Origin of the sequence: Bacteroides sp. AM41-16 (assembly GCF_003603495.1) — a bacterium.
Classification (GTDB): Bacteria; Bacteroidota; Bacteroidia; order Bacteroidales; family Bacteroidaceae; genus Bacteroides; species Bacteroides uniformis.
Genome location: NZ_QTNE01000027.1, coordinates 26,013 through 48,825, shown reverse-complemented (window position 1 = coordinate 48,825; position 22,813 = coordinate 26,013). Strand labels below are relative to the sequence as shown.

Annotated in this window: 17 protein-coding genes; 6 read left to right on the top strand and 11 right to left on the bottom strand. The window is 45.5% G+C overall.

The genetic code is table 11. From position 1 onward, the window contains the following. Positions 1-49: 49 nt before the first annotated feature. Entirely contained in the window at positions 50-1,423 is a 1,374-nt protein-coding gene (locus DW896_RS19275) for an aminopeptidase P family protein (RefSeq protein ID WP_117652677.1), read from the bottom strand. Positions 1,424-1,750: 327 nt separating this feature from the next. Between DW896_RS19275 and rpoN the strand changes: the two genes are divergently transcribed. From rpoN to DW896_RS19245, 6 genes are all read left to right on the top strand, one after another. Continuing rightward, positions 1,751-3,241, top strand: coding sequence for an RNA polymerase factor sigma-54 (gene rpoN, locus DW896_RS19270; RefSeq protein ID WP_005830563.1), 1,491 nt, complete (start codon positions 1,751-1,753; stop codon positions 3,239-3,241). Between the two features lie 93 nt (positions 3,242-3,334). Continuing rightward, positions 3,335-3,997, top strand: a complete 663-nt coding sequence (locus DW896_RS19265; protein ID WP_005830565.1) for a membrane protein — start codon at positions 3,335-3,337, stop codon at positions 3,995-3,997. A 68-nt stretch (positions 3,998-4,065) separates the two neighbouring features. After that, positions 4,066-4,446: a glycine cleavage system protein GcvH gene (gene gcvH / locus DW896_RS19260; RefSeq protein ID WP_005834498.1), complete on the top strand. Its 381-nt coding sequence runs from the start codon at positions 4,066-4,068 to the stop codon at positions 4,444-4,446. Between the two features lie 116 nt (positions 4,447-4,562). Beyond that, positions 4,563-5,072: a 5-(carboxyamino)imidazole ribonucleotide mutase gene (gene purE, locus DW896_RS19255; RefSeq protein WP_009037672.1), complete on the top strand. Its 510-nt coding sequence runs from the start codon at positions 4,563-4,565 to the stop codon at positions 5,070-5,072. A gap of 114 nt (positions 5,073-5,186) precedes the next feature. After that, entirely contained in the window at positions 5,187-7,052 is a 1,866-nt protein-coding gene (locus DW896_RS19250) for a 4-hydroxy-3-methylbut-2-en-1-yl diphosphate synthase (protein WP_119993715.1), read from the top strand. A gap of 12 nt (positions 7,053-7,064) precedes the next feature. Then, on the top strand, positions 7,065-7,979 hold the full coding sequence (locus DW896_RS19245; protein WP_005834492.1) for a glutaminase: 915 nt from the start codon (positions 7,065-7,067) through the stop codon (positions 7,977-7,979). A gap of 6 nt (positions 7,980-7,985) precedes the next feature. Here DW896_RS19245 and DW896_RS19240 read toward each other — a convergent pair whose 3' ends face one another. The 10 genes from DW896_RS19240 to DW896_RS19195 all read right to left on the bottom strand — a co-directional run bounded on the left by DW896_RS19240 (position 7,986) and on the right by DW896_RS19195 (position 22,644). Beyond that, positions 7,986-8,987: a metallophosphoesterase gene (locus DW896_RS19240; protein ID WP_117652675.1), complete on the bottom strand. Its 1,002-nt coding sequence runs from the start codon at positions 8,985-8,987 to the stop codon at positions 7,986-7,988. Continuing rightward, complete coding sequence (locus DW896_RS19235) at positions 8,984-9,754, bottom strand: prolyl oligopeptidase family serine peptidase (RefSeq protein WP_005834487.1); 771 nt, start codon at positions 9,752-9,754, stop codon at positions 8,984-8,986. Before DW896_RS19235 ends, DW896_RS19240 begins: the two co-directional genes overlap by 4 nt. An 8-nt stretch (positions 9,755-9,762) precedes the next feature. Next, positions 9,763-11,487 carry a family 43 glycosylhydrolase gene (locus DW896_RS19230; RefSeq protein WP_117652683.1) on the bottom strand — a complete coding sequence of 575 codons (1,725 nt, stop codon included), beginning with the start codon at positions 11,485-11,487 and terminating at the stop codon, positions 9,763-9,765. Positions 11,488-11,545: 58 nt separating this feature from the next. Next, a complete protein-coding gene (locus tag DW896_RS19225) occupies positions 11,546-13,120 on the bottom strand; it encodes a sulfatase (protein ID WP_005834483.1) in 1,575 nt (524 codons plus the stop codon). 222 nt (positions 13,121-13,342) lie between these two features. Further along, complete coding sequence (locus DW896_RS19220; protein ID WP_005834481.1) at positions 13,343-14,194, bottom strand: endonuclease/exonuclease/phosphatase family protein; 852 nt, start codon at positions 14,192-14,194, stop codon at positions 13,343-13,345. Between the two features lie 55 nt (positions 14,195-14,249). Beyond that, positions 14,250-15,566 (bottom strand): glucoamylase family protein, encoded by a 1,317-nt coding sequence (locus DW896_RS19215; protein ID WP_009037668.1) that lies wholly within the window; start codon positions 15,564-15,566, stop codon positions 14,250-14,252. 10 nt (positions 15,567-15,576) lie between these two features. Beyond that, the gene (locus tag DW896_RS19210; RefSeq protein WP_016272419.1) at positions 15,577-17,217 is read right to left on the bottom strand and encodes a glucoamylase family protein; all 1,641 of its coding nucleotides are present in this window, start codon (positions 17,215-17,217) and stop codon (positions 15,577-15,579) included. 25 nt (positions 17,218-17,242) lie between these two features. Continuing rightward, entirely contained in the window at positions 17,243-18,079 is an 837-nt protein-coding gene (locus tag DW896_RS19205) for a LamG domain-containing protein (protein ID WP_005834473.1), read from the bottom strand. A 22-nt stretch (positions 18,080-18,101) separates the two neighbouring features. Then, positions 18,102-19,622 carry a RagB/SusD family nutrient uptake outer membrane protein gene (locus DW896_RS19200; RefSeq protein ID WP_009037666.1) on the bottom strand — a complete coding sequence of 507 codons (1,521 nt, stop codon included), beginning with the start codon at positions 19,620-19,622 and terminating at the stop codon, positions 18,102-18,104. Positions 19,623-19,641: 19 nt separating this feature from the next. Next, a complete protein-coding gene (locus DW896_RS19195; RefSeq protein WP_009037665.1) occupies positions 19,642-22,644 on the bottom strand; it encodes a TonB-dependent receptor in 3,003 nt (1,000 codons plus the stop codon). Positions 22,645-22,813 lie beyond the last annotated feature (169 nt).

The following is a 22,813-nucleotide window of genomic DNA, read 5'->3' as shown; positions in this document are numbered from 1 at the left end:
CGGCATTATCGGGACAAACGGCTCTCTGTGTATATTAAGGATGTGGTTGTCAACGCAACGCTTCCACCTCTTCCGGTGTCAGTGGAATTTTCTTGCCCAAGCGACGTGCTCCCGTTTCGGTAATCAGATAATCCTCCTCATTACGGATGCCGCCGAAATTGCGGTATTCTTCCACCTTATCGTAGTTGATGAAGTCCATGAACTTCTTCTCTCCTTTCCATAAGTCAATCAGCTCGGGGATGAAGTAGATGCCCGGCTCAACCGTATGCACAAAGCCCGGTTCCAGAGGGATGGCAAGACGCTGGCTCTTGCGGCCGAACTGCGTACTCTTGGGCTGACCGTCATAGCCTACCCAGAGCTCACCCAGGTTCTCCATATCGTGCACATCCAACCCCATCATATGGCCCAGTCCATGGGGATAAAACAAGGCATGCGCCCCTTCGCGCACGGCATCTTCGGCATTGCCCTTCATCAATCCCAGCTCTTTCAGCCCCTCCACCATCACTTGGGCGGAAAGCTCGTACACCTTCATATAGGGAATGCCCGGGCGAAGCGCTTTAACAGACTCCAGATGCATGGCGTTCTGGATTTCGTAAACGGCACGCTGGCGTGGAGTAAAAGTCTTGTCCGCCGGCACGGTAGACGACATGTCACCACAGTAACCCGAAGGCAGCTCGGCGCCGGCATCAATCAAGAAGAGGTCTCCCGGTTGCACCCGGTTGCCGTGATAGTGGTTATGCAGGGTCTGGCCGTTGACAGTAGCAATCGTGGCAAAAGACAGCTCGCAGTTGTTCATCTCGGCGATACGGTTCATTTCGGCCACAACCTCGTATTCGTACATGCCCGGACGAAGCACCTTCATTGCGGTGATGTGCATGTCAGCAGTCACGTCGCATGCCTTTTCTATTTCCGCTATTTCTTCTGTCGACTTGTAGTTGCGCTGTGCCACCACCGCACGGATAAACGGTACAGACCCTTCCTGACGTGCCGGAGGAACACCCAGCCAGTCCATCAGTTTCAACTTATGCTCGGCACGATAAGGGGGCAAATAATGGATGGTCTGTCCCTTCTGTACAGCCTTGTGCAGATAACCGACGATGTCGGCAAAAGGACGGGTTTCGGAAATTCCCACAGCAGAAGCCTTTTCGTGAAGGGTGGGCTGGGTACCCATCCAGACAATATGGTCGATGGTCAGCTCATCGCCAAAAATGATTTCTTTATCTTCATCTATGTCGATGAGAGCTGACAGCCCGGCAAACGACAAGCCAAAATAGTAGAGAAAAGTGGAATCCTGGCGGTAACGGAAAGTATTGTCCTCATAGTTCAAACCTTGTTCATCGTTACCCAAAAACAGTAACACTCCGGAGCCTATCGTTTTTTTCAGCTGGGCCCTGCGCTGCACATACGTTTCTTTAGCAAACATAACATTCCTTGTTTTAGTAGTTATAGGACAAAGATAGCCATAATCTTTGAAAGAAGATAATACAAAAAGGAGATTAATCTATATAGTTCATAATCAGAAGACTATTTTGCCAACGTTTTTCAAGCCTTTGGCAAAGTTTTGCCACCGCGTTGGCAAAGTCTTGCCATAGGCATGGCAAAAGTTTGCCAAGCTATTGGCAAAAGTTTGTTTTCTCTTTTCTTGTTAAATATCATCAGAGAGGTTTCGTGTTATCGAACTATTCACTATTTTTGCGGTAAATATCTGAAAGAAGATGCACAATGAGTGCATTGAATAATTTATAAAAATATGGCACAAGGCTCCCGACAAGTACAGACCCAAGCGCAACAGCAGATACAAACGCTGTCGCCGCAACAAATTCTGGTGGTAAAGCTGCTGGAACTTCCCGCCGTGGAACTAGAGGACCGCGTACGTGCCGAACTTCTGGAAAATCCGGCACTGGAAGAGGGCAAGGAGGATACTCCCGGCGATGAATACCCCGACACACCCGATGCGGAAACCGGCTCAGAAGATGGTGGAGACACTAGCTATGATTCTTTAAGCGATTATCTGAACGAAGACGATATCCCCGACTACAAGCTGCAGGAGAACAACCGCAGCAAAGGGGAGCAGGCAGAAGAAATTCCTTTCTCCGACGCCACCTCCTTCTATGAAACCTTGCGCCAGCAGCTCGGCGAGCAGGACTTGACTCCGCACCAGCGCGAACTGGCCGAATATCTCATCGGCTCGCTGGACGACGATGGCCTGCTGCGCAAATCGCTGGACAGTATCAGCGACGAACTCGCCATCTACGCCGGTATCGACGCTTCTCCCGAAGAGCTGGAAGAAGTATTGAAGATTATACAAGACTTCGACCCCGCCGGTCTGGGCGCCCGCACCCTACAAGAGTGCCTGCTCATCCAGATTCGACGTAAGGAAGCGCAACGGCCCATGCCCTCGCCTCCACAATACTATATAGAAGAAGATATTCTTACCCAGTGCTACGAAGAGTTCACCCGCAAGCATTGGGACAAGATTATGCAGAAATTAGGTATCAGCGAAGATACCCTGCAACAAGCCGTTAAGGAAATCTGCAAGCTGAATCCCCGTCCCGGTGCCTCGCTCGGCGAAGCCATCGGCAAGAACATGCAGCAGATTGTGCCCGACTTCCTGGTAGACACTTATGACGACGGTACCATCAACGTGACACTGAACAACCGCAACGTGCCGGAACTGCGCATGAGCCGCGACTTCACCGAGATGGTGGAAGAACACACCAAGAACCGGGCCAACCAGTCTAAGGAATCCCGCGAAGCCATGATGTTCCTCAAACAAAAAATGGATGCCGCACAAGGTTTCATCGATGCCGTGAAGCAACGCCAGAATACGCTGATGACTACCATGCAGGCCATCATAGACCTGCAACGTCCTTTCTTCCTCGAAGGAGACGAGTCATTGCTCCGCCCCATGATTCTGAAAGATGTTGCCGAACGCACCGGGTTGGACATCTCGACCATCTCCCGTGTGAGCAACAGCAAGTATGTACAGACCAACTACGGCATCTACCCGCTGAAATTCTTCTTCAACGACGGCTACACAACCGAAGACGGCGAAGAGATGTCTGTACGCGAAATACGCAAGATACTCAAAGAGTGCATTGACAACGAGGACAAGAAAAAGCCTCTGACCGATGACGAACTGACCGAGCTGCTGAAGGAGAAAGGCTATCCCATAGCCCGCCGCACGGTGGCAAAGTATCGCCAACAGATGAATATCCCCGTGGCAAGACTGAGAAGATGAGAGAAAAGGATGAGCGATTAGGGATTAAGGTTTAAAGATTAGTGCATTCAAATAGTAAATTGTAAATAGTCAAATCGTAAATAAAATTAGGTTGTGGAAGAGCATATTATAGCAGATAAAACTTTAATCAGAACAGCGAAAGTGATTTCGGCGGTATTCACACCGTTCTCCATCCCTTTCCTGGCATTTCTGGTTCTGTTTATATTCTCGTACCTGCGCATCATGCCGTTGCAGTACAAGTTGATAGTATTGGGCGTGGTGTATTGCTTCACCATCCTGATGCCTACACTGACTATCTTCATCTTCCGCAAAATCAACGGTTTCAGTCCGGAAGAACTGGTGGAACGAAAAAGGAGATACATTCCCTTTATTCTGACCATCACTTCCTATGTATTCTGCCTGCTCATGATGCACCGGCTCAATATCCCGTGGTATATGACCGGTATCATACTCTCCGCCCTGGTAGTGATGATAATCTGCGTCATTGTCAACTTAAAATGGAAACTGAGCGAACACATGGCAGGCGCCGGAGCCGTAATTGGTGGACTGGTAGCTTTCAGCGCCTTGTTCAGCTACAATCCCGTATGGTGGCTATGCCTCTTTATACTGGTGGCTGGCGTGCTGGGCACCGCCCGCATCATCCTGCGACACCACACACTGGGCGAAGTTATGGGAGGCTTTGCCGTAGGGCTTATCTGCTCGTTGCTGGTACTCCACCCGCTGAGCAACATACTGTTCCGAATCTTCCTCTTTTAAGAGCCTTGTTTAATTTTTAATTTTCAACTTTTAATTTACATAGTATCAACCCTTAAAAACTAATGATCATGAATTTCCCGACTAATGTAAAGTACACCAAAGAACACGAATGGATTCGCCTGGAAGGTGATGTAGCCTATGTAGGTATTACCGATTATGCACAAGAGCAACTGGGTGACATTGTGTTTGTCGACATCCCGACCGAAGGTGAAACATTGGCTGCCGACGAAGTGTTCGGTACCATCGAAGTAGTAAAAACCATATCAGACCTCTTCCTGCCCGTAACCGGTGAGATTCTGGAGCAAAACGAAGCCCTTGCCGACCAGCCGGAACTGGTAAACCAGGACCCATACGGCGAAGGCTGGCTCATCAAAATCAAACCCGCCGCTGATGCCGACTTCGACAGCCTGCTGGATGCCGAAGCCTACAAAGCGCTGATAAACGAATGAAATGAAAGGATTAGGGGTTAGCGATTAGCACCGGACGGAATGATAGCGCAGTCCCTAACCCCTAATCGTTAATCCCTAACCCTTATAAAATTAACCTTTTAATAATTTAAAGATTCATGTCTCCAATCGTTAGCATCATCATGGGCAGCACTTCCGACCTCCCCGTTATGGAGAAGGCCGCACAATTGCTCAATGACCTGCATGTACCGTTCGAAATGAACGCTCTCTCTGCTCACCGCACACCGGAAGCAGTGGAGGAATTTGCCAAGAATGCCCGCCAACGCGGCATTAAAGTGATTATTGCCGCTGCCGGTATGGCTGCCGCCCTGCCCGGCGTCATTGCTGCCAATACCACACTGCCGGTAATCGGGGTTCCCGTAAAAGGGTCCGTACTCGATGGCGTAGACGCCCTTTACTCCATCATCCAGATGCCTCCGGGCATACCGGTAGCCACCGTTGCCATTAATGGTGCCATGAACGCTGCCATCCTTGCCGTACAAATGCTGGCATTGGGCGATTCCTCATTGGCCGAAACATTTGCCACCTACAAAGAAGGGCTGAAAAAGAAAATAGTCAAGGCAAATGAGGACTTGAAGGATGTGAAGTACGAATACAAAACCAATTGATTTACGATTGGATGATTTACGATGTACGATTGAAGATACCAAGAAGTAATTTCAATCGTACATCGTAAATCATCCAATCGTAAATCTTTTAATCCTTTAACTGTAAATATCATCGTGGATCTATTTAACTATTCCCGACGGGAAACGTCAGAAGTAAACATCGGAGCCACCCCTATGGGCGGCTCCAATCCTATCCGCATACAAAGTATGACGAACACCGCTACGCAGGACACAGAAGCCAGTGTAGCGCAAGCCAAACGTATTGTCGATGCCGGAGGAGAGTATGTACGCCTCACGGCCCAAGGCATCAAAGAGGCTGAAAACCTGATGAATATCAACATAGGCCTACGTCAGGACGGATATATGGTGCCGCTTGTGGCCGACATTCACTTCAATCCGAAGGTAGCGGACGTGGCGGCACAGTATGTAGAAAAAGTACGCATCAATCCGGGAAACTATGTGGATGCAGCACGTACTTTCAAGCATCTGGAGTATACCGATGAGGAATATGCCCAGGAGTTGCAGAAGATACACGACCGCTTTGTCCCCTTCCTTAATATCTGCAAGGAGAACCATACTGCCATCCGCATCGGCGTGAACCACGGTTCATTGTCCGACCGCATCATGTCGCGCTATGGCGATACACCGGAAGGCATGGTGGAATCTTGTATGGAGTTTCTGCGCATCTGCGTGCAAGAGAATTTCACGGATGTGGTCATTTCCATCAAGGCATCCAATACAGTGGTCATGGTAAAGACAGTACGCTTGCTGGCAGCCGTCATGGAGCAGGAAGGTATGCGATTCCCGCTGCATCTCGGTGTAACGGAAGCCGGAGACGGAGAAGACGGACGCATCAAATCGGCCTTGGGCATCGGCGCCCTGCTGGCAGACGGCTTGGGTGACACCATCCGGGTTTCCCTGAGCGAAGCTCCGGAGGCGGAAATCCCCGTAGCCCGCAAATTGGTGGACTATATCGTGCAGCGCCACGACCATCCTTATATCCCCGGAGCAGATGTGCCGGAATTCAATTATCTCTCTCCCACCCGCCGCGAGACTGCCGCCGTACACAATATCGGCGGAGACAATCTGCCCGTGGTCATTGCCGCACGCTTAGACGGGGACATGGACTTCAATCCGCAATTCATGCCGGACTATATCTATACGGGACGTTCCATCCCGGAACAACTTCCGGAAGGCATGCAATGCATCATCGATGCCGATGTCTGGATGGAGCACAGTAACGGCAGAACGGAACCGGACAATGCCTGGCCTGCCTTTAAAGGAGACCAGCTTCCTTTCCTAAGCAGCTGCGGCGCTTCCTTGAAATTCCTCTTCATCACGTATATGGGGCTGAATGACGAAGCCATCGCCTGCCTGAAGTATCATCCGGAAGTCGTATTGATTTCGCAAAGCAATCATCCCAACCGGTTGGGAGAGCAACGCGCCCTGGCACACCAGATGATGAAGGAAGGCCTGAAGAACCCGGTAGTCTTCTTTGAACACTACGCAGAGAGCGAACTGGAAAATCTGCAAATCAAAGCGGCTGCAGATATGGGAGCACTCATCTTCGACGGTCTGTGTGACGGTATCCTTCTCTTCAACCAGGGAGAAACCATAAGCGGCAAAGTAGTGGATGCCACTGCTTTCGGTATCCTGCAAGCCGGACGTGTACGTACCAGCAAGACCGAATACATCTCTTGTCCCGGCTGCGGACGCACCCTCTACGACCTGGAAAGTACCATTGCCCGTATCAAGGCAGCCACCGGCCATCTGAAAGGACTCAAGATAGGAATCATGGGATGCATTGTCAACGGTCCCGGAGAAATGGCCGATGCTGATTATGGCTATGTAGGCGCCGGACGAGGCAAAATCAGCCTCTACAAGAAGAAGGAGTGCATCGAAAAGAACATTCCCGAAGAAGAGGCGGTGGAAAAGCTGATAGAACTCATTAGGGACAATGGCGACTATATAGAGAAATAAAAGAACTATAATATGGATTATCAGAAAATACTGAAAGGTATTCATCAGGAAATAGAGCCTTATGCCACTATTGGCAAGCAAGCTGATTACATTCCGGCACTCGCCAAAATCAATCCGGACCAGTTCGGAATGTGCATTCACACCATACAAGGCGAAACCTTCATGCATGGAGAAGCTACTACCGGCTTCTCCATACAAAGTATTTCGAAAGTATTTTCCCTTGCCATGTGCCTAAGCCTTGAAGGAGACAATCTATGGAAAAGAGTGGGTAAAGAACCCTCGGGCACTGCTTTCAACTCGCTAGTGCAACTAGAGGTAGAAAAAGGTATTCCCCGAAATCCATTTATCAATGCCGGCGCCATTGTGATGACCGACATTCTATTGAGCCATTTAAAGCATCCAAAAGAGGAATATATCCGTTTTGTCCGTTCACTCAGCAGAAACAACCAGATTGATTATAATGAAGAAGTAGCCCTATCCGAACGCGAAAACGGCTACCTGAATGCGGCAATTACCAATCTGTTGAAATATCATCATAACATAAACAATGACATAGAACGCGTACTCCGCTTCTATTTCCTGCAATGCTCCATAGAGATGAGCTGTTATGATTTGTCTAAGGCATTTTTACCTTTCGCCAACCATAAACAAGCCTTTGCGTTCGAAAACATCACTCTGACCTCCTCTCAGGTAAAAAGGATCAATGCCATCATGCAAACATGTGGTTTTTATGACGAAGCCGGAGAGTTCTCTTATCTAGTAGGCCTTCCTGGAAAAAGTGGTGTAGGAGGCGGCATAGCTGCAGTTTATCCACTGCGTTATTCAGTCGCAGTATGGAGCCCAAGACTGAACCAGAAAGGGAATTCCGTTATGGGCATCAAGGCTTTGGAACTGCTGACCACACAGACACAGGAATCTATTTTCTGAAAAATTTCAGCGTAGATATTTATCAAAGTCCACCTCTCTGAACTTAAAGTTATGATGTTCGGAGGGGTGATAGGCTTTATTCCAAGTCGAATAGGTCTTCACATCTATCTCCCTTGTCTTCCGGTTAAAAGTTACAATGCGTAAGTAGCCCTCACCTCCCAATCTACTGCCTTCCACACCACGCTGATAGTTTGCCAGCATCTGATACACTTTATTCCCCTCTTTCCCTATAGAGACCAGCGTGCCAACTCCGCTTTTCAAGACATGCCCACAAAAGACAGCTATCACATTGCGATGTCTGAGAAGCAATTTCTTCCAGATTCCAGCGCCATCGTTCACTGTGCGCCCGAGCTCTTTGCCGATGCCATATCCTTGAGGACGCCACCAGTCTTTCCCGTCATGCAACGTACTGTCACAATACAAATAGGCGTGTGTATTCAATATGACAAGCTTATCCGGATGAATACCCACTATGGAATCGGCCCATTGCAGAGCCTCATCAGAAGGTCCGAATTCCAGATTCAAGACCATCCAATCGGTATCGCCCGACCTGAAATTTATGTAATAGTTATCCAATGTCTTTCCATCCGCACTGCCTCCCCAATAGTTCTTCTGCATATAATCGGAAAGAGGAAAATACTTGTTGGCCATTGCAGTGTTATGCACGTCCGAAAACTTGCCGGGCTTACTGCCAATATCATGATTTCCCCACACGACAGAATAAGGTATTCCCGCTTGGCTGATACGATAAAAAGCTTTCTGCATATACGCCCATTCCACCGGAGAATTATCTTGTGTCAAATCTCCCACTTGGAACACGGCATCTATTTTCTTACGGTTGGCAACCAACCAGTCCACTTGCGAATCGAAGACCTCCGGACATTGCTCCAGATAAGTCTGCGTATCCGGCAATACCACAAAAGTACTTACCCGACCGGAAGTGGTGCAAGAAGTTAAAAAAGCGCCCCCTAAAAAGAGCGCTCCGATAACAGACAATATTCTCATCATTTTTTCTTCTGATTAAACAGCCACTCCATAAAATCAGGATAGTTGAAAGCCGGATTCCAACTACCATGATTACAACCAGGAAATTCAATATATTCCACATCGGCACCAATAGCTTTCAAGGCCCGATATGCTGCACGCGATCCTTCAGGAGTTACTACATTATCCGCATCTCCATGAAAAATACGGAACTTGACCGATTTGCCAGCCTTCAACCGTGCCGGATTCACTGTTCCACAAATAGGTATTGCTGCCGCAAAAATCTCCGGATAGCGGACAGCCATGTCAAATGTACCCATTCCTCCCATAGAAAGTCCCATAACATAGATACGGTCTTTGTCTATCTGCGGCATGGCCAGATAGAAATCCAACAACTCTTTCAACGTACGGAAAATAGGAGAAACAGGCACTTCCAACGGCATATCTGCCGGAGCAAAAGATGAAGGGCGCTCCGTATATGCCCAATATCCGGTTTCAGGACACTGCGGAGCCAAAATAAACGCCGGATACTTTTCGCGGTTTACAGGATTAAGCCACATCTGCCCACCATGAACCAATTGTTTCTCATTATCATTGCCACGCTCTCCGGCACCATGCAGGAAAAGCACCAAAGGATACTTTTCATCAGGTTTCATCACCTCTGGACGCAACAAACGATACAACAATGTATCTCCACGGGAAGAGATATAAGTTTCCTTTTGAAAGGTTTCTTGTGCAAACGAAAACAAGAAAAAGAATAATCCACAAAGGATGCCGATTATACGTTTCATCTTATTATTTATTTTACATGTTTAACTTCCGAACGTAAAGATACACCATTTTCATTGAAAGCCTCCACACAAAAATAATAATCCTGATCAGCAGTAAGGGTTTTCATCAATAAATCAGTCTTATCATAGACCATCCAAGAGCTGTAAAGTTTGTCCGGTGCAATGCCCCAAAGTATGTTGTAACCTTGTGCACCTTTCACAGCCTCCCAACGGATGGAGATGTCACGACGGTCTGCTTGGCGGTCAAGTACCAACTTTTTGGGTTGTTGCGGTGCCTTCCCCGTACCCAATCCAAAGACGCGAAGTTCAGATATAGCCAGATTCGGTGTCGGTATATCTATATTTTTATAACGGATATAACGGGCAGACTTGGGTAATGCCAGTTCAACATAATCATTCGGAGTATCCCTATAACTTTCCTTACGGTCCACCAATATATCCCAATTCTCACCATCAAGAGAACCTTCGATGAGATAACGGTGATGGAGTCCTTCGTAGCGACCGTACATATTACTTTGATAATCGTGATAGTTTATCTGAACAGCATACACATCAGCAGGTTTCTCTAAATCAATCATCACCCACTGCCGTTCGTCATTAGCCTCGGCAAGCCAAAAAGTTTTAGTCAGTTCATCCGTTAGGGCATCTGCCTTAAATTCGTCTTTTGTAGTAAAAGCCGTCACCGGCTTGCCATACGAGAGCAACATCCAGCCACGGAACTGTCCAGCCTTGCCCGGTACGGCAGGTGCATAACGGGGATAGTCTCCGAAACGGGTATCTACATACATAATGCCATCTTTATCAAACCCTGCCGGAAACATACAAAGGCGACGTTCCCAATTCACATTGATAGAGAGTGACATCGAAGCAAAATGCCAATACTGCCCCCCAGGACCAAGCACGGTACTTCCATGTCCGGCACCGTTCATATAACCACCCGGCTTGTAGGACACCGGATTATGCTTTTGGTAAGTATAAGGCCCCATCGGATAATCGGCCACATAAACACCATCGGCATAGACATTGAATTCCGTTCCCGGAGCACCGTATTGCATATAGTATTTCCCATTATGCTTCGTCAGCCAAGGCCCCTCAATATATCCGCCCAATACAGTATCCGTATGGTTTTCACCGAAACGTTCCCAGCCATGTTTAGGCATATCCAAATTGAAGAGTTCTTTCGTTTCTCCCTTCTTGATGAAACGCCGGTTCTTGTCCAGTTCCATTCCCCTGATAGGATACACATTGGAAGAACCCCAGAACATATACGCTTTACCGTCATCGTCAATAAACAAATCGGGATCTTGCAGATTATGCAAAATTGCCGGAACAGCTTCCCAGTTTCCTGAAGCCGGATTATCCGTATAAAGGATACTCATGGAACCGGAAGGATCACCGGTCACATAAAGTACCGAATCTTTGTAATTATGTGCCGCCGGAGCATTACACCCTTGCGGATACCAGTTCCTGCCCGGACGTACAAACTCCCAGTTCAGCAAATCCCTGGAACGCCAATAACCGTGTGAACGGGTAACAAACATATAATATTCACCCCGAAACTCCACCACGGCAGGATCGGCACCAGAACGGTAGGAGATATTCTTATCCGAATTATAAATCATGTACGTGTAATCGATATTTAAAGGATTACAATAAGTATCCATACGCATGTCCTGTGCAGAAAGGAAATTCGCCAAACACAACAGCAGCACCAGACCACTTAATCTTTTCATCATATTATCCACATTTATATTTCTAAATATTCATTTATACATCACGAAATATGCACCATTATTTACACAGAGATTCAGGAACATCATATTCTTCCTGCAGGCGGGCAAGTTCCGCTTTCAATTCTGCAGCAACCTTCTCCATCCCTTTTTCACCATACAAATTATGCATTTCTGCCGGGTCCTCCTTCAAATCATAAAGTTCCCACTTGTCATCCACATAAAAATGCATCAATTTATAGCGCTCCATCTTGACACCGTAATGTGCACGGACACTATGAAAACCGGGGAATTCATAATAGTGATAGTAAAGTGACTTCCTCCAGTTTCGTGGAGTATTTTCTCCCTCTACCAACCGACGAAATGACACTCCCTGCATGTCTTCAGGAATCTCAATTCCACACATATCGAGAAAAGTGGGAGCGAAATCAATATTTTGAGTTAATCCTGTTACCTGCGTTCCAGGCTTAATATGTCCCGGCCAGCTCATTACCATCGGCATACCGAAAGACTCCTCGTACATAAAACGTTTATCAAACCAACCGTGCTCGCCCAGATAGAACCCCTGGTCTGTAGTATAAACGACAATCGTATTTTTATCCAATCCGGTACGCTTCAAATAATCCAATATTTCTCCTACACTCTCGTCCACGCTTGCCACACAAGCCATATAATCCTGCAAATAACGCTGATATTTCCATTCTGCCACCTCTTTGAAAGTACGCTGTTTCGAATAAAATTCATTGTTCCGTTCACGATAGGCATCCATAAAACGGCGGCGCTCATCCGGCTCCATCGTACCAAGAAAAGCATGAGGCCACGGGTCGAATAGCAGACTGTCGCTATTCATACCCGCAACCATCTTCAAGTCGTGACCTTCGTACATATCACGGTATATATTCATCTTCTGCATTTGTGCCGCATAACGTCCTTCGTATGCATCATAATAATTGTCGGGTAAAGGGAACTGCGTGTGTTCGTACAAATGATAATGCCGTTCGGCAGGCACCCAATTACGGTGAATGGCTTTGTGATGCATCATCAGGAAAAAAGGTTTATTCTTATCCTCGCGCCCACTCATCCAGTCTTCACAATATTGAGTGATGAGGTCAGTTACATATCCTTTATGCCGAGTGGTATCTCCCTCGGTAATAAAATACGGATTATAATAATCTCCCTGATCATTCAAAATCATCCAATGGTCAAACCCGGTAGGCTTTGAAACAAGATGCCACTTGCCGATAATGGCTGTTTCATAACCGTTTGCTTGCAATATCTTCGGCAGTGTCTGCTGCGAACCGTCAAATCCTTTATTTCCATTCCTCATAAAACCATTCTTATGACTATGCTTACCAGTCAGTATGGCTGCACGACTGGGACCGGAAATGGAATTGCAACAGTAATTATTCTGAAATACCGCCCCTTCATGCCCAATACGGTCAATATGGGGAGTAGGAGCTATTTTACCTATGGGATGTCCATATATACTCATTGCTTGTCGGGCATGGTCATCACTCATGATAAAAATAATGTTAGGACGCCTGTTTCCTATTCCTTGTTTCTGTTCTTGTCCTTGCATCCAAACCGAAGGAACAAAGGGCAACAAGGCAATTCCCCAGGATAGTTTATTTTTCATGTATTCATTATTTGTTGTAATTTATCAAAGGCGTAACACCGTTTTATAATTTACTGATTATCAGTACAGTTAGAATACAGTGCATTCAGTATACGACTGAACCCTATTCAGTATACGACTGAATGGCATTCACTATACGACTGAATCAGGTTCAGTATACAAGTGTTTCTTGAGCCCTTATGATTTGTAAATAATGCAGAATAGAATTAGACGAGTGCCTCTTTACAGTTTCAAAGTAACCAATACGGGAGCATGGTCGGAAAGATAGCCATTGTCCGGCTTATCGCCAACTGTGCGGTAACGCTCCACCTCTACAGAAGCATTTACGAATATAAAATCTATCAGCCTGCGCTTCTCCACCGGAATACGTCCGAAGTCATGAAAGCTCCATGTCGGTCCGTAAACGACCTTTGCCGTGGAACAAGCGTTCCTCATTCCACCTTCCGTCAATATAGTGACCGGCTCGGAGTCTACCGTTCCATTAAAGTCTCCAGTGATAATTACCGGAAGCTCTCCCGCTATTTGCTTTATCTTCTCGAGTATTAACTTAGCGCTTTCTCGACGTGCCACCTCACCTACATGGTCAAAGTGGGTGTTGAAAGCAGCTACTTTCCTGCCACTCACCTTGTCTTTCAACACAGCCCAAGTCACGATACGCTCGCATGCCGCATCCCAGCCTTTCTTTCCGATGGAATCGGGAGTCTCACTCAGTCCGAAATCTCCGTTCTTTAAAAGCTCAAAACGCTCTGTCTTATAAAAAAGGGAGCAATATTCGCCTTTCTCTTTTCCATCTGCACGACCTACGCCAAGGGCAGTATATTGAGGAAGACGCTCCTTCAAGTCATTGAGTTGATTCTTTACCACCTCCTGCATGCCCACAATGTCCGGAGCATAATAAGCAATCATCTGTGCTGCATTATCCTTACGGTATTTCCAGTTATTCATACTGTCCGCTACATGATCCAGACGAATATTAAACGACATCACCTCCACCTTAGCTTCCGGTTGCTTGCCGCACGAGGCGACAAGCAATACGAAAGCAACCAATACACTATTGAAAAGCACGTTTTTCATGGTTATAATCCTTTTTAATCTATATAAAATTTACCAAAATCAAATCCTGCCAAACCTAATCAGCCTTATTCAAATAAGGAGACGTAAAGCCTAATCTCTTCAATCCCTTCTGTACATCGGGATGACTCATGAAAAGCTTCCAAATTAAACCGGTGCGATAGTTCTCTATCATCACAATAATCGGTCCCTGGTCAATGGCAAGATACGAAGGCGCAAACCAATCCTCAGTCAGATTAAATGCATCTTTGAACCCATATTCACCCCAAAGACGGTCACCCAGTTCTTCATAGAAATAGCGCATGGCCTCCAAAGAATATTCCGGTGTATAAGGGATGGATGAAAGGGCCGCAGTAGGCGTAATCACGCCGCGATCATTTCCGGGGCTATGGGCCGAATAGCCTTTATCACCGTCACTGGCTGTCAATCCCCAGCATTTCTCACCGTAACCCTTATATCCCTTCGGATTGTCGATACAATAGGCACGGTTAATCAAGGTATGGGCCTTCATTTGTTCCTCGTAGTCAGCATAGCGGTCCTTCAAGCCATGCGGATCAAGCCCCATGTAAGAGTAATGAGTAAAGAACAAAGGACCGCCCTTACCGTTATCGTTTCCGAGAGGAAGCCTGATGCCATAATACTCCCGACCATTCAGAAAAGTATTCGCATTGACCCAGCCTTTATGATAAACACTCTCGGCAATCGGATAAGTAGGAGAAGACGCACCTAAAATATAAATAATGTGGCACTCGTTATGACCTTTAATCTGATGGTTCATCGCCCACCCGTTATAGGGTGACCAATGCCAATACATCACATCTTGCCCCTGAGTGAAAAAATTCCACTCTGCTTGGCGCCACAGATTATTAATCATTCCCCGGATACGGTTTTCCGTCGGATTATCCTTTATAAAATACTGATGGGCAGCCAACAAACCTTCGAACATGAAAGCGGATTCTACAATATCGGCTCCATCATCCTTACGGCTGAAAGGAATGGTCTTACCGGTTTTACCGTTCATCCAATGTGCCCACATGCCGTGATAACTGTCGGTATTCTTGTCGCTCAAGAAACGAACAATCTTCAGTATACGTTCAGCACCTTGTTCACGGGTGATAAACCCGCGTTCTATGCCGACAATGATAGCCATCACTCCGAATCCCGACCCACCAATGGTAGCTGTCTCGGCACCACCGTTACTCCGTTCATGCGCCAATCCGGATTCAGGATGGGCAAAATCCCAAAAGTAACGGAAAGTTTGCTTCTGAACGAGGGTCATAAGTTCGTCGTCAGAAAGCCGCTTCTGCTTTTTCTGTCCCGAAATCAAATTAAAAGGGTATAGCAAAAGTATCAAATATATTAATATTCTCATCATAATCATTCTTTTAGTTTAAGCACGGACTCTGAAAGCCAAGCTTCTTCAGTCCTTGTTGGATTTCCGGTATAGACATAAATAAATTCCAAAGGAGACCTGTTCTATAATTCTCTATCATACAGATTATCGGCCCTTGGTCAATGGCTATGTACTGAGTATCGTACCAATCTGCCGTCAAATTAAAGGCATCTATAAAACCATAATCTTTCCAAAGTTTGTCTCCCATCTTATAATAGAAGAAATGCAGCGCTTCCATTGACTCCTCCGGAGTATAAGGAAATGCAGACAAAGCAGCTGTTGGAGCAATGACCCCTTTATCATTAGTAGGTGAATGAGCTGAATATCCCGTATCGCCGTCACTTGCCGTCAACCCCCAACAAGAAGCGCTATAACCCGTATATCCTTTAGGATTTTCCTTACAATAATTGTAATTAATCAACGTATGATTGCGATTTTGCATCCAGTAATCGGCATATTGGTCTTCCAGTCCTTGTGGGTTAATGCCTAGAAAAGAATATTGAGATAAGAACAGCGGTCCCCCTTTATCCGAACCTAAAGGAAGAGTGATGCCATAATAAGATTTTCCATTCCTGATTCCTCCATTTTTAGCCCAGCCCGCTTCATATACAACTTTATCGATAGCATGTGTTGGAGACGAAGCAGCAAGTATATAAGTAATCAGACACTCATTCCATCCTCTTATTGCCAGGTTCTTCTCAAAACCGTAATCGGGACTCCAATGCCAATATAGTACATCTTCACCATTTTTCCGGAACCAAGTCCAGTCAATAGCTTCCCAAAGACGGGTTATGTCGGCACGCAACCTGCTTTCTACTTCCGTATTTTCCTTGAAATAGGCTCGAGCGGCAAGCAAACCTTGAAATAACAAGGATGTCTCAACCAAATCGGCACCGTTGTCTTTCTCACTGAAAGGTTTGGTTGCTCCCGTTGCGCCATTTATCCAATGTGCATAAGCACCATGATAAGCCGTACATTCCTTATCAAGAAAAGTAACTATCTTCTGCACTCGTTCAACAGCTTGCTGACGGGTAATAAAGCCCCGTTCAGCAGCTACCAGCATGGCCATCACGCCAAAGCCGGTACCACCGGTAGTAACGACATCGCCCGAAGTAGTACGTTCGCGCGCCATTCCGGAATATTCATGCCCAAAGTCCCAGAAGTACTTAAAGGTCTGCTTCTGTACCAATGTCAACAAGTCCTCATCAGGGATACGCTCAAACTTGTCTGTATCATCCATTCCAGTCTTAATCATACAAACCTTGCCATTGGAAAGCAGTGTCCCGGAAGTGGATTTCACCCCCGGATTGACAATCAATTTATACGATGACAAGACTTTAAAGCCTCCCTTAGGAGTCACCGATACTTTTTTCTCTTGCAGGAACTCATAATCGCAGCTTACAGGAAGCTCCTCATGTTTCAAAGCAATATTGTTACGGGCTGAAGCCTCATCTACAGCATCCGAGAACTCCAAAACAATGGCTACATTGGGAGCAACATTCTCAAATGTCTGTTGGTTTTGTTGGTCACCCACAATGATATTCTTCAACTCGAAAGGCTGATTCACTTCAGGTTGATTATCACCACTGCACGCAACCAACAAAAGACATACTATGAAATATAATACTTTCATCCTATCATCAGATTAAAGTGTAGCTTCATTCTTTTCCAGAGTAAATACTCTGGATTTCGGTTGCCGTCAACACCTTGTCATATAGGCGGAACTGATCAAGCTGACCGGGAAAGTTCTTTGCCCAGGTTTGTGCTCCTGCACCCGAAGTAAGACTCGGAGTAGTGCTGAACTGAAATGCACCGACAGCCAAAGAAGCGCCTACATTATTAAACTTCAATTTCCCACAATCAGGCAATTCTTTGGTAAAGACACCCTCACCATTACGATAAACAGTAATGGTAGAAGTATTACCATCATACACAAAAGCCAGATGCACCCATTCGCTACCAAAAATATCATCTATTTTTGCCTCAACCCATCTTTCATCATTCTCTTTTGCTGTCTGATTGAAGATATGAACCTTGAAAAATGCCTGAGTCTCGCTATTATTATTCTCCAAGAAGATGTCGAAGTTGCCCCAGAATTTAATAGAGTTAGGGATAGAGAACAAACCTTGCGCAGAAGTATTCTTAGTGGTTCTCATCCAGAAAGCTACAGTCAAATCACCGATAGTGGGCATGTTATTTTCCAATATAGAAGGAGTCTTGGCCAAAATGTAAGCATTCTCAGCACCTTGATAGGCCATGCCAGCGATTCCGTCTTCCGCAAACTTGGCATTACCGTTATCTGCTACCAAAAATCCCCATTCACCTTTATCCCGAATGTCCTCTTCATCAAAAGGAAGATACATCTTCAAAGGGGTAGTAGGTACTTCACCTGTACTCTCAGGGTAGTCGAAAGCAGGATGATCCATATCCTGAAAACAAGACTGCATACACAATGCAAACAGGCAAGAAGCCACAGATACTATATATTTTTTCATAAGTAGTTAGTACATTTATAGATTAATAATTGGGATTTTGAACCAATACACCATTCGACTTGTCAATTTCGTCTTGCGGAATGGGCAACAAAGCATGTCTGTCTTGATAACCGGTCTTGCCTGCCGCATGAAGTACCTCTTTAGCAATACCCCAACGAACCAAGTCGTAGAAACGGTCGAACTCCATACCTAACTCAACACGTCTTTCATGACGAATGGCCTCACGCAGTTCATTCTGGTTGTTGGTCGTCACTTCCGGTAGAATTCCGATATTATTGCCACGAGCACGAGCGCGCACCATCTCCAAATAGTTACGGGCAGAAGATAAATCACCCAATTCACAAGCAGCTTCGGAAGCCATTAATACCACATCAGCATAACGTATCAGACGAATATTTACCCAATATCCTCCCTTTGTGAATTTCAAACGCATCGCCGGGTCCGTATATGCCTTCTTGTTAAAGTATTTAGCTATAACATCAGCATTCGAAATAGGTTTCTCACCATAAGGCTTGTTAGCAGGTATGGACTCTGGATCGTCCTTGCCGTTGCGTATAAAATAAAGCAAAGTTTCGTCTTTTCTCGGATCTCCCTCTTCAAAAGCATCTGCCAATTCTTGAGTAGCGGTGTGTTGCCCCCAACCGAGATTCCACTCGCCTGCGCCACGTACACCCTGAACGGAAGCAAACTGGCTTCCTATGTCATTAGAACCTGGTTGTGATTCTGTTGCCGTACATTGCAATTCAAAAACAGATTCACTACAGTTTTCACCTTTTTCTCGGAATATGTCTTCATAAGGTGTTTTCAGATTATATAAACCGGAGTTAATCACTTCTTCAGCGGCAGCCTTCATATTCCCCCAGTCATTACGCATCATGTATGTGCGTGCATGAAGAGAACGAGCAGCTCCCCAAGTGAGACGACCTACATAAAGTTGCTCCCACGTTCTGGGCAGACTGTTTTCGGCTTCCGTAAGGTCAGAATCTATTAATTCATATATCTTTGCCACAGAAGACTTTGGAACATTTGCCTCAGCTGCATCATAAACTTTAAAGTCAATCAAAGGCACTTCACCAAAAGCGCGTACAAGGTTGAAATAACAGAAAGCACGTACAAACAAAGCTTCCCCCTTATTGACGAGGTCACCTTCTGTCAATGACGGATTTTGGCTCATCTCATCAAGCAAATCATTTACCTTATGTATCAATGAATAGTTATCATTCCAATAACTCTTAATCATCCCATTACTTGCCAAATATTCAAAGTCATCGAACATCTTGCCGGTAGCAGCTCCATCGGACAATGTACTTCCTTTCTCTGCGTCCTCAGAACGCATACCGTGGATTGCCAATGCAGTATTGCCGCTTGTCAAATGAAAACCGCGCAACTTGGCATACATATTAAAAACCTGTGTTTCATAAGTACCACCAGTCAAATCATCCTCTGTCTGTTGTCCAAGCGGTTTTCTATCAAACATATCCTCACACGAAGTTAGTGCAAAGCTTACTGCTAAAAATGCTATATAATAAAATATCTTCTTCATAGTCTGTCTCTATATAATTTTAGAAAGTCAAATTAAAACCAATCGTATAAACTGTAGGCATAGGATAGCCTCCACCATCAATACCAAACGAAATAGCACTTCCGCCCACTTCCGGAGTATATCCTCCATTACGGCTCCAGGTCTTGGGATTCTGCACATTGGTATAAAGACGCAGTGACTGTACCTTGATACGATTCAACAGTCGTTTGTCAAAGTTATACCCCAATTCGATATTACGGATTCTGAAGAAACTGCCATCTTCGATGAAATACGTGGAAGCCTCCTGATTTATTTTGTGTGAAGGGTCGAGCAAGGGCTCCCAATTGGAAGTGCCCTCTCCATGCCAACGATTCAATTGCTCTGTGCGATAATTCAGTTGTGCATAGCTACTGCTTCCCCAATTACGGTAAATTTCATTTCCATAAACACCCATCATGTCAACAGTCAGGTCCAGATTCTTCCATCCCAAATTAACATTAAAACCGTAAGTAAAATCAGGAGTTGGATTACCTATCATTGTACGGTCATTATCAGTAATTTTGCCATTACCGTCAACATCAGCAAATTTCAAGTCACCCGGTGTTACCGAGCCAACCGAGTTAATCGGAGAGAAACGGATGTCGTCTTCGTTCTGATATACACCCTCAACCTTGTAACCATAGAAATAGCCAATCGGATAACCTTCGGAAACACGTGAGGGACCACTGATAATATTATAGTCTTTGTTTACCAGTGAAAGCACCTTGTTATCAATAGTGCTCAAATTAGCACCTAATCCATATCTCCAATCTTCCCCAATCTTGTCGTTCCAAGAAGCACTAAGTTCAAAACCGCGATTGCGAATCTCACCCACATTCTGTAATCCGGGAACAGTACCTGCAATACCCGGAATGGAAGTCAACATATCTTTTGTTGTTTTGTTATAATAAACCGGAGAAAGCTGCAAACGATCATTGAACATATGCATGTCAAAACCTACTTCCCATGAATAATTACGTTCCCATCCCAAAGTAGGTGAAATCAGTTTGTTGGGGCCTTTACCCGCAATGATATTGTCACCGAACACAGCTGAACCCGAACTAACAATGGTGGCATATGCCGGATAACTGGAACCAGTATTCTGGCTACCCAACACACCCCAAGAGCCTTTCAACTTCAAGAAGTTAATTACATTCTGGTTCTGCATAAACTTCTCTTCGGTCATTACCCAACCGGCACCGAAAGAGTAAAAGTTGTCCCAAGTATTACCTGTCTTATAGAAAACAGATGAACCGTCCCTACGGAAAGAAGCATTAAGTAAATAACGATTCTTGTAGTTATACAATGCTCTGAACAAATAAGACATGGTAAATCTGTCACTCTGAGAACCGCCATTAGTTGCCGTAGATACATCGTCGATGGTAGAGAGCCACCATCTGTCCGGGTCGTCGCCCACCAAAATGCCGTAGCCCGCAAGCTGGCTGCGTCCACCACTCAAACTGGAAGACTCATTGTAATTGGTTGTAAGACCGGCAGTCAATGTCAATCCATGATTGCCAAACTGTCCGAGATAAGTCAACACATAGTCAGACTGTGCAGCAAGAGAGGTAGACTTGCTTTGGTTCACACTTTCTCTTTCAGTCAACCGTTCTTTCCCCCCCTCCACATCGGGATTATAAACATAAATCAGCGGAGAATATGAACGTCCCTGACTGGAAGCATAGTCCATAGAGAAAGTTGCTTTGAACGTAAGGTTCTTCAGAATATCTATCTCTCCGAACACATTACCTGCCACGCGATAGTTTTCAGACTTGTTGTGAGCACCGCGCAGCTCTGTTTCAATAAGAGGATTCCACACTTGTGCACGCTGGAAGTCGGGCAGCGTATGTATCAGTCCCGATTCAAGGTCATGAGTAGGAGCAATAGGAGCAGCCTTCAAAGCACCATCCACACCCTTTGCATCAGGATACTTGGCACGAACTCCATTAAGCTGGAAACCAAAACGCAGGAAATCGGTTACGCTATATTCACTGTTCAAGTTTACGGTAAACTTATTGAGCTTTTCCGTTTTAATGGAACCTTCTTCCATGACGTAACCCAAACCCAAATAAAACTTACTCTTATCCGTTGCACCCGTAATGCTCACATTGTTATTGGTCAGAAAACCTGTCTGGAATATCTCATTCTGCCAATCAGTATTACCAGTCCATTGAGTATAATCATAAGGGTCGCTTCCTTGAGATATCAACTGCTCGTTGTACAGCATCTTAAACTCTTCGGCATTCGTCACACCTACACGGTCATAAATAACCTTCCAACCCACTGAAGAGTTGATGTTGACCATCGTCTTCCCTATTTTTGCCCTTTTAGTAGTAATGATGATTACACCATTGGCACCACGCACACCGAAAATAGCCAAAGAAGAAGGGTCTTTCAAGATTTCCATAGATTCAATATCCGCAGTGTTCAGATAATTGATATTGTCCGTGAACAGTCCATCTACCACATAAAGGGGTTTGAAACCGTTAATGGAGTTCGTACCGCGAACACGGATTTCAGGGTCTTGTCCTGCACGACCCGTATTCACCACCTGTACACCGGCAACCTTACCCTGTATGGATGCCAGTGGATTGGTAGAAGGCTTAGAGGCAATCTCGTCCGCTTTCACAGTAACGATAGAACCGGTCAAGTCGCGTTTCTTGGCACTACCATAACCAACTACAACCACCTCATCAATGAGCTGGCTGTCCTCTTCCATCTTCACATTGATAGTTGAACGCCCATTTACGGCAATCTCCTGCTCACGCATACCTATATAACTAAAAATCAAGGTAGCATTAGATGCCACATCAACAATCTGATATTTACCATTTATATCAGTAATACTACCTTTACTCTCCTGCCCTTTTACACGAACAGAAGCACCGATAACAGTTTCGCCTGTCTTGTCCGTAACGACACCCGAAATCGTAATTTTGTTCTGTGCCATCGAAGTAATGGCAAACAATAACATCACACATGTAATTAGTAGATTTTTCTTCATTTTGTATTGATTTAAAATTCTTTTGCAAACATACCGGAGAAGTTGATATATGTCAAAAAACAAGCTACCACAAGAGTACCACAGTTCACCGGAGGGGTACATCATTACTACTACTGTATAACATAAACGACAGATTATAAGGAATATAAAAGTACAATAAATATTTAGG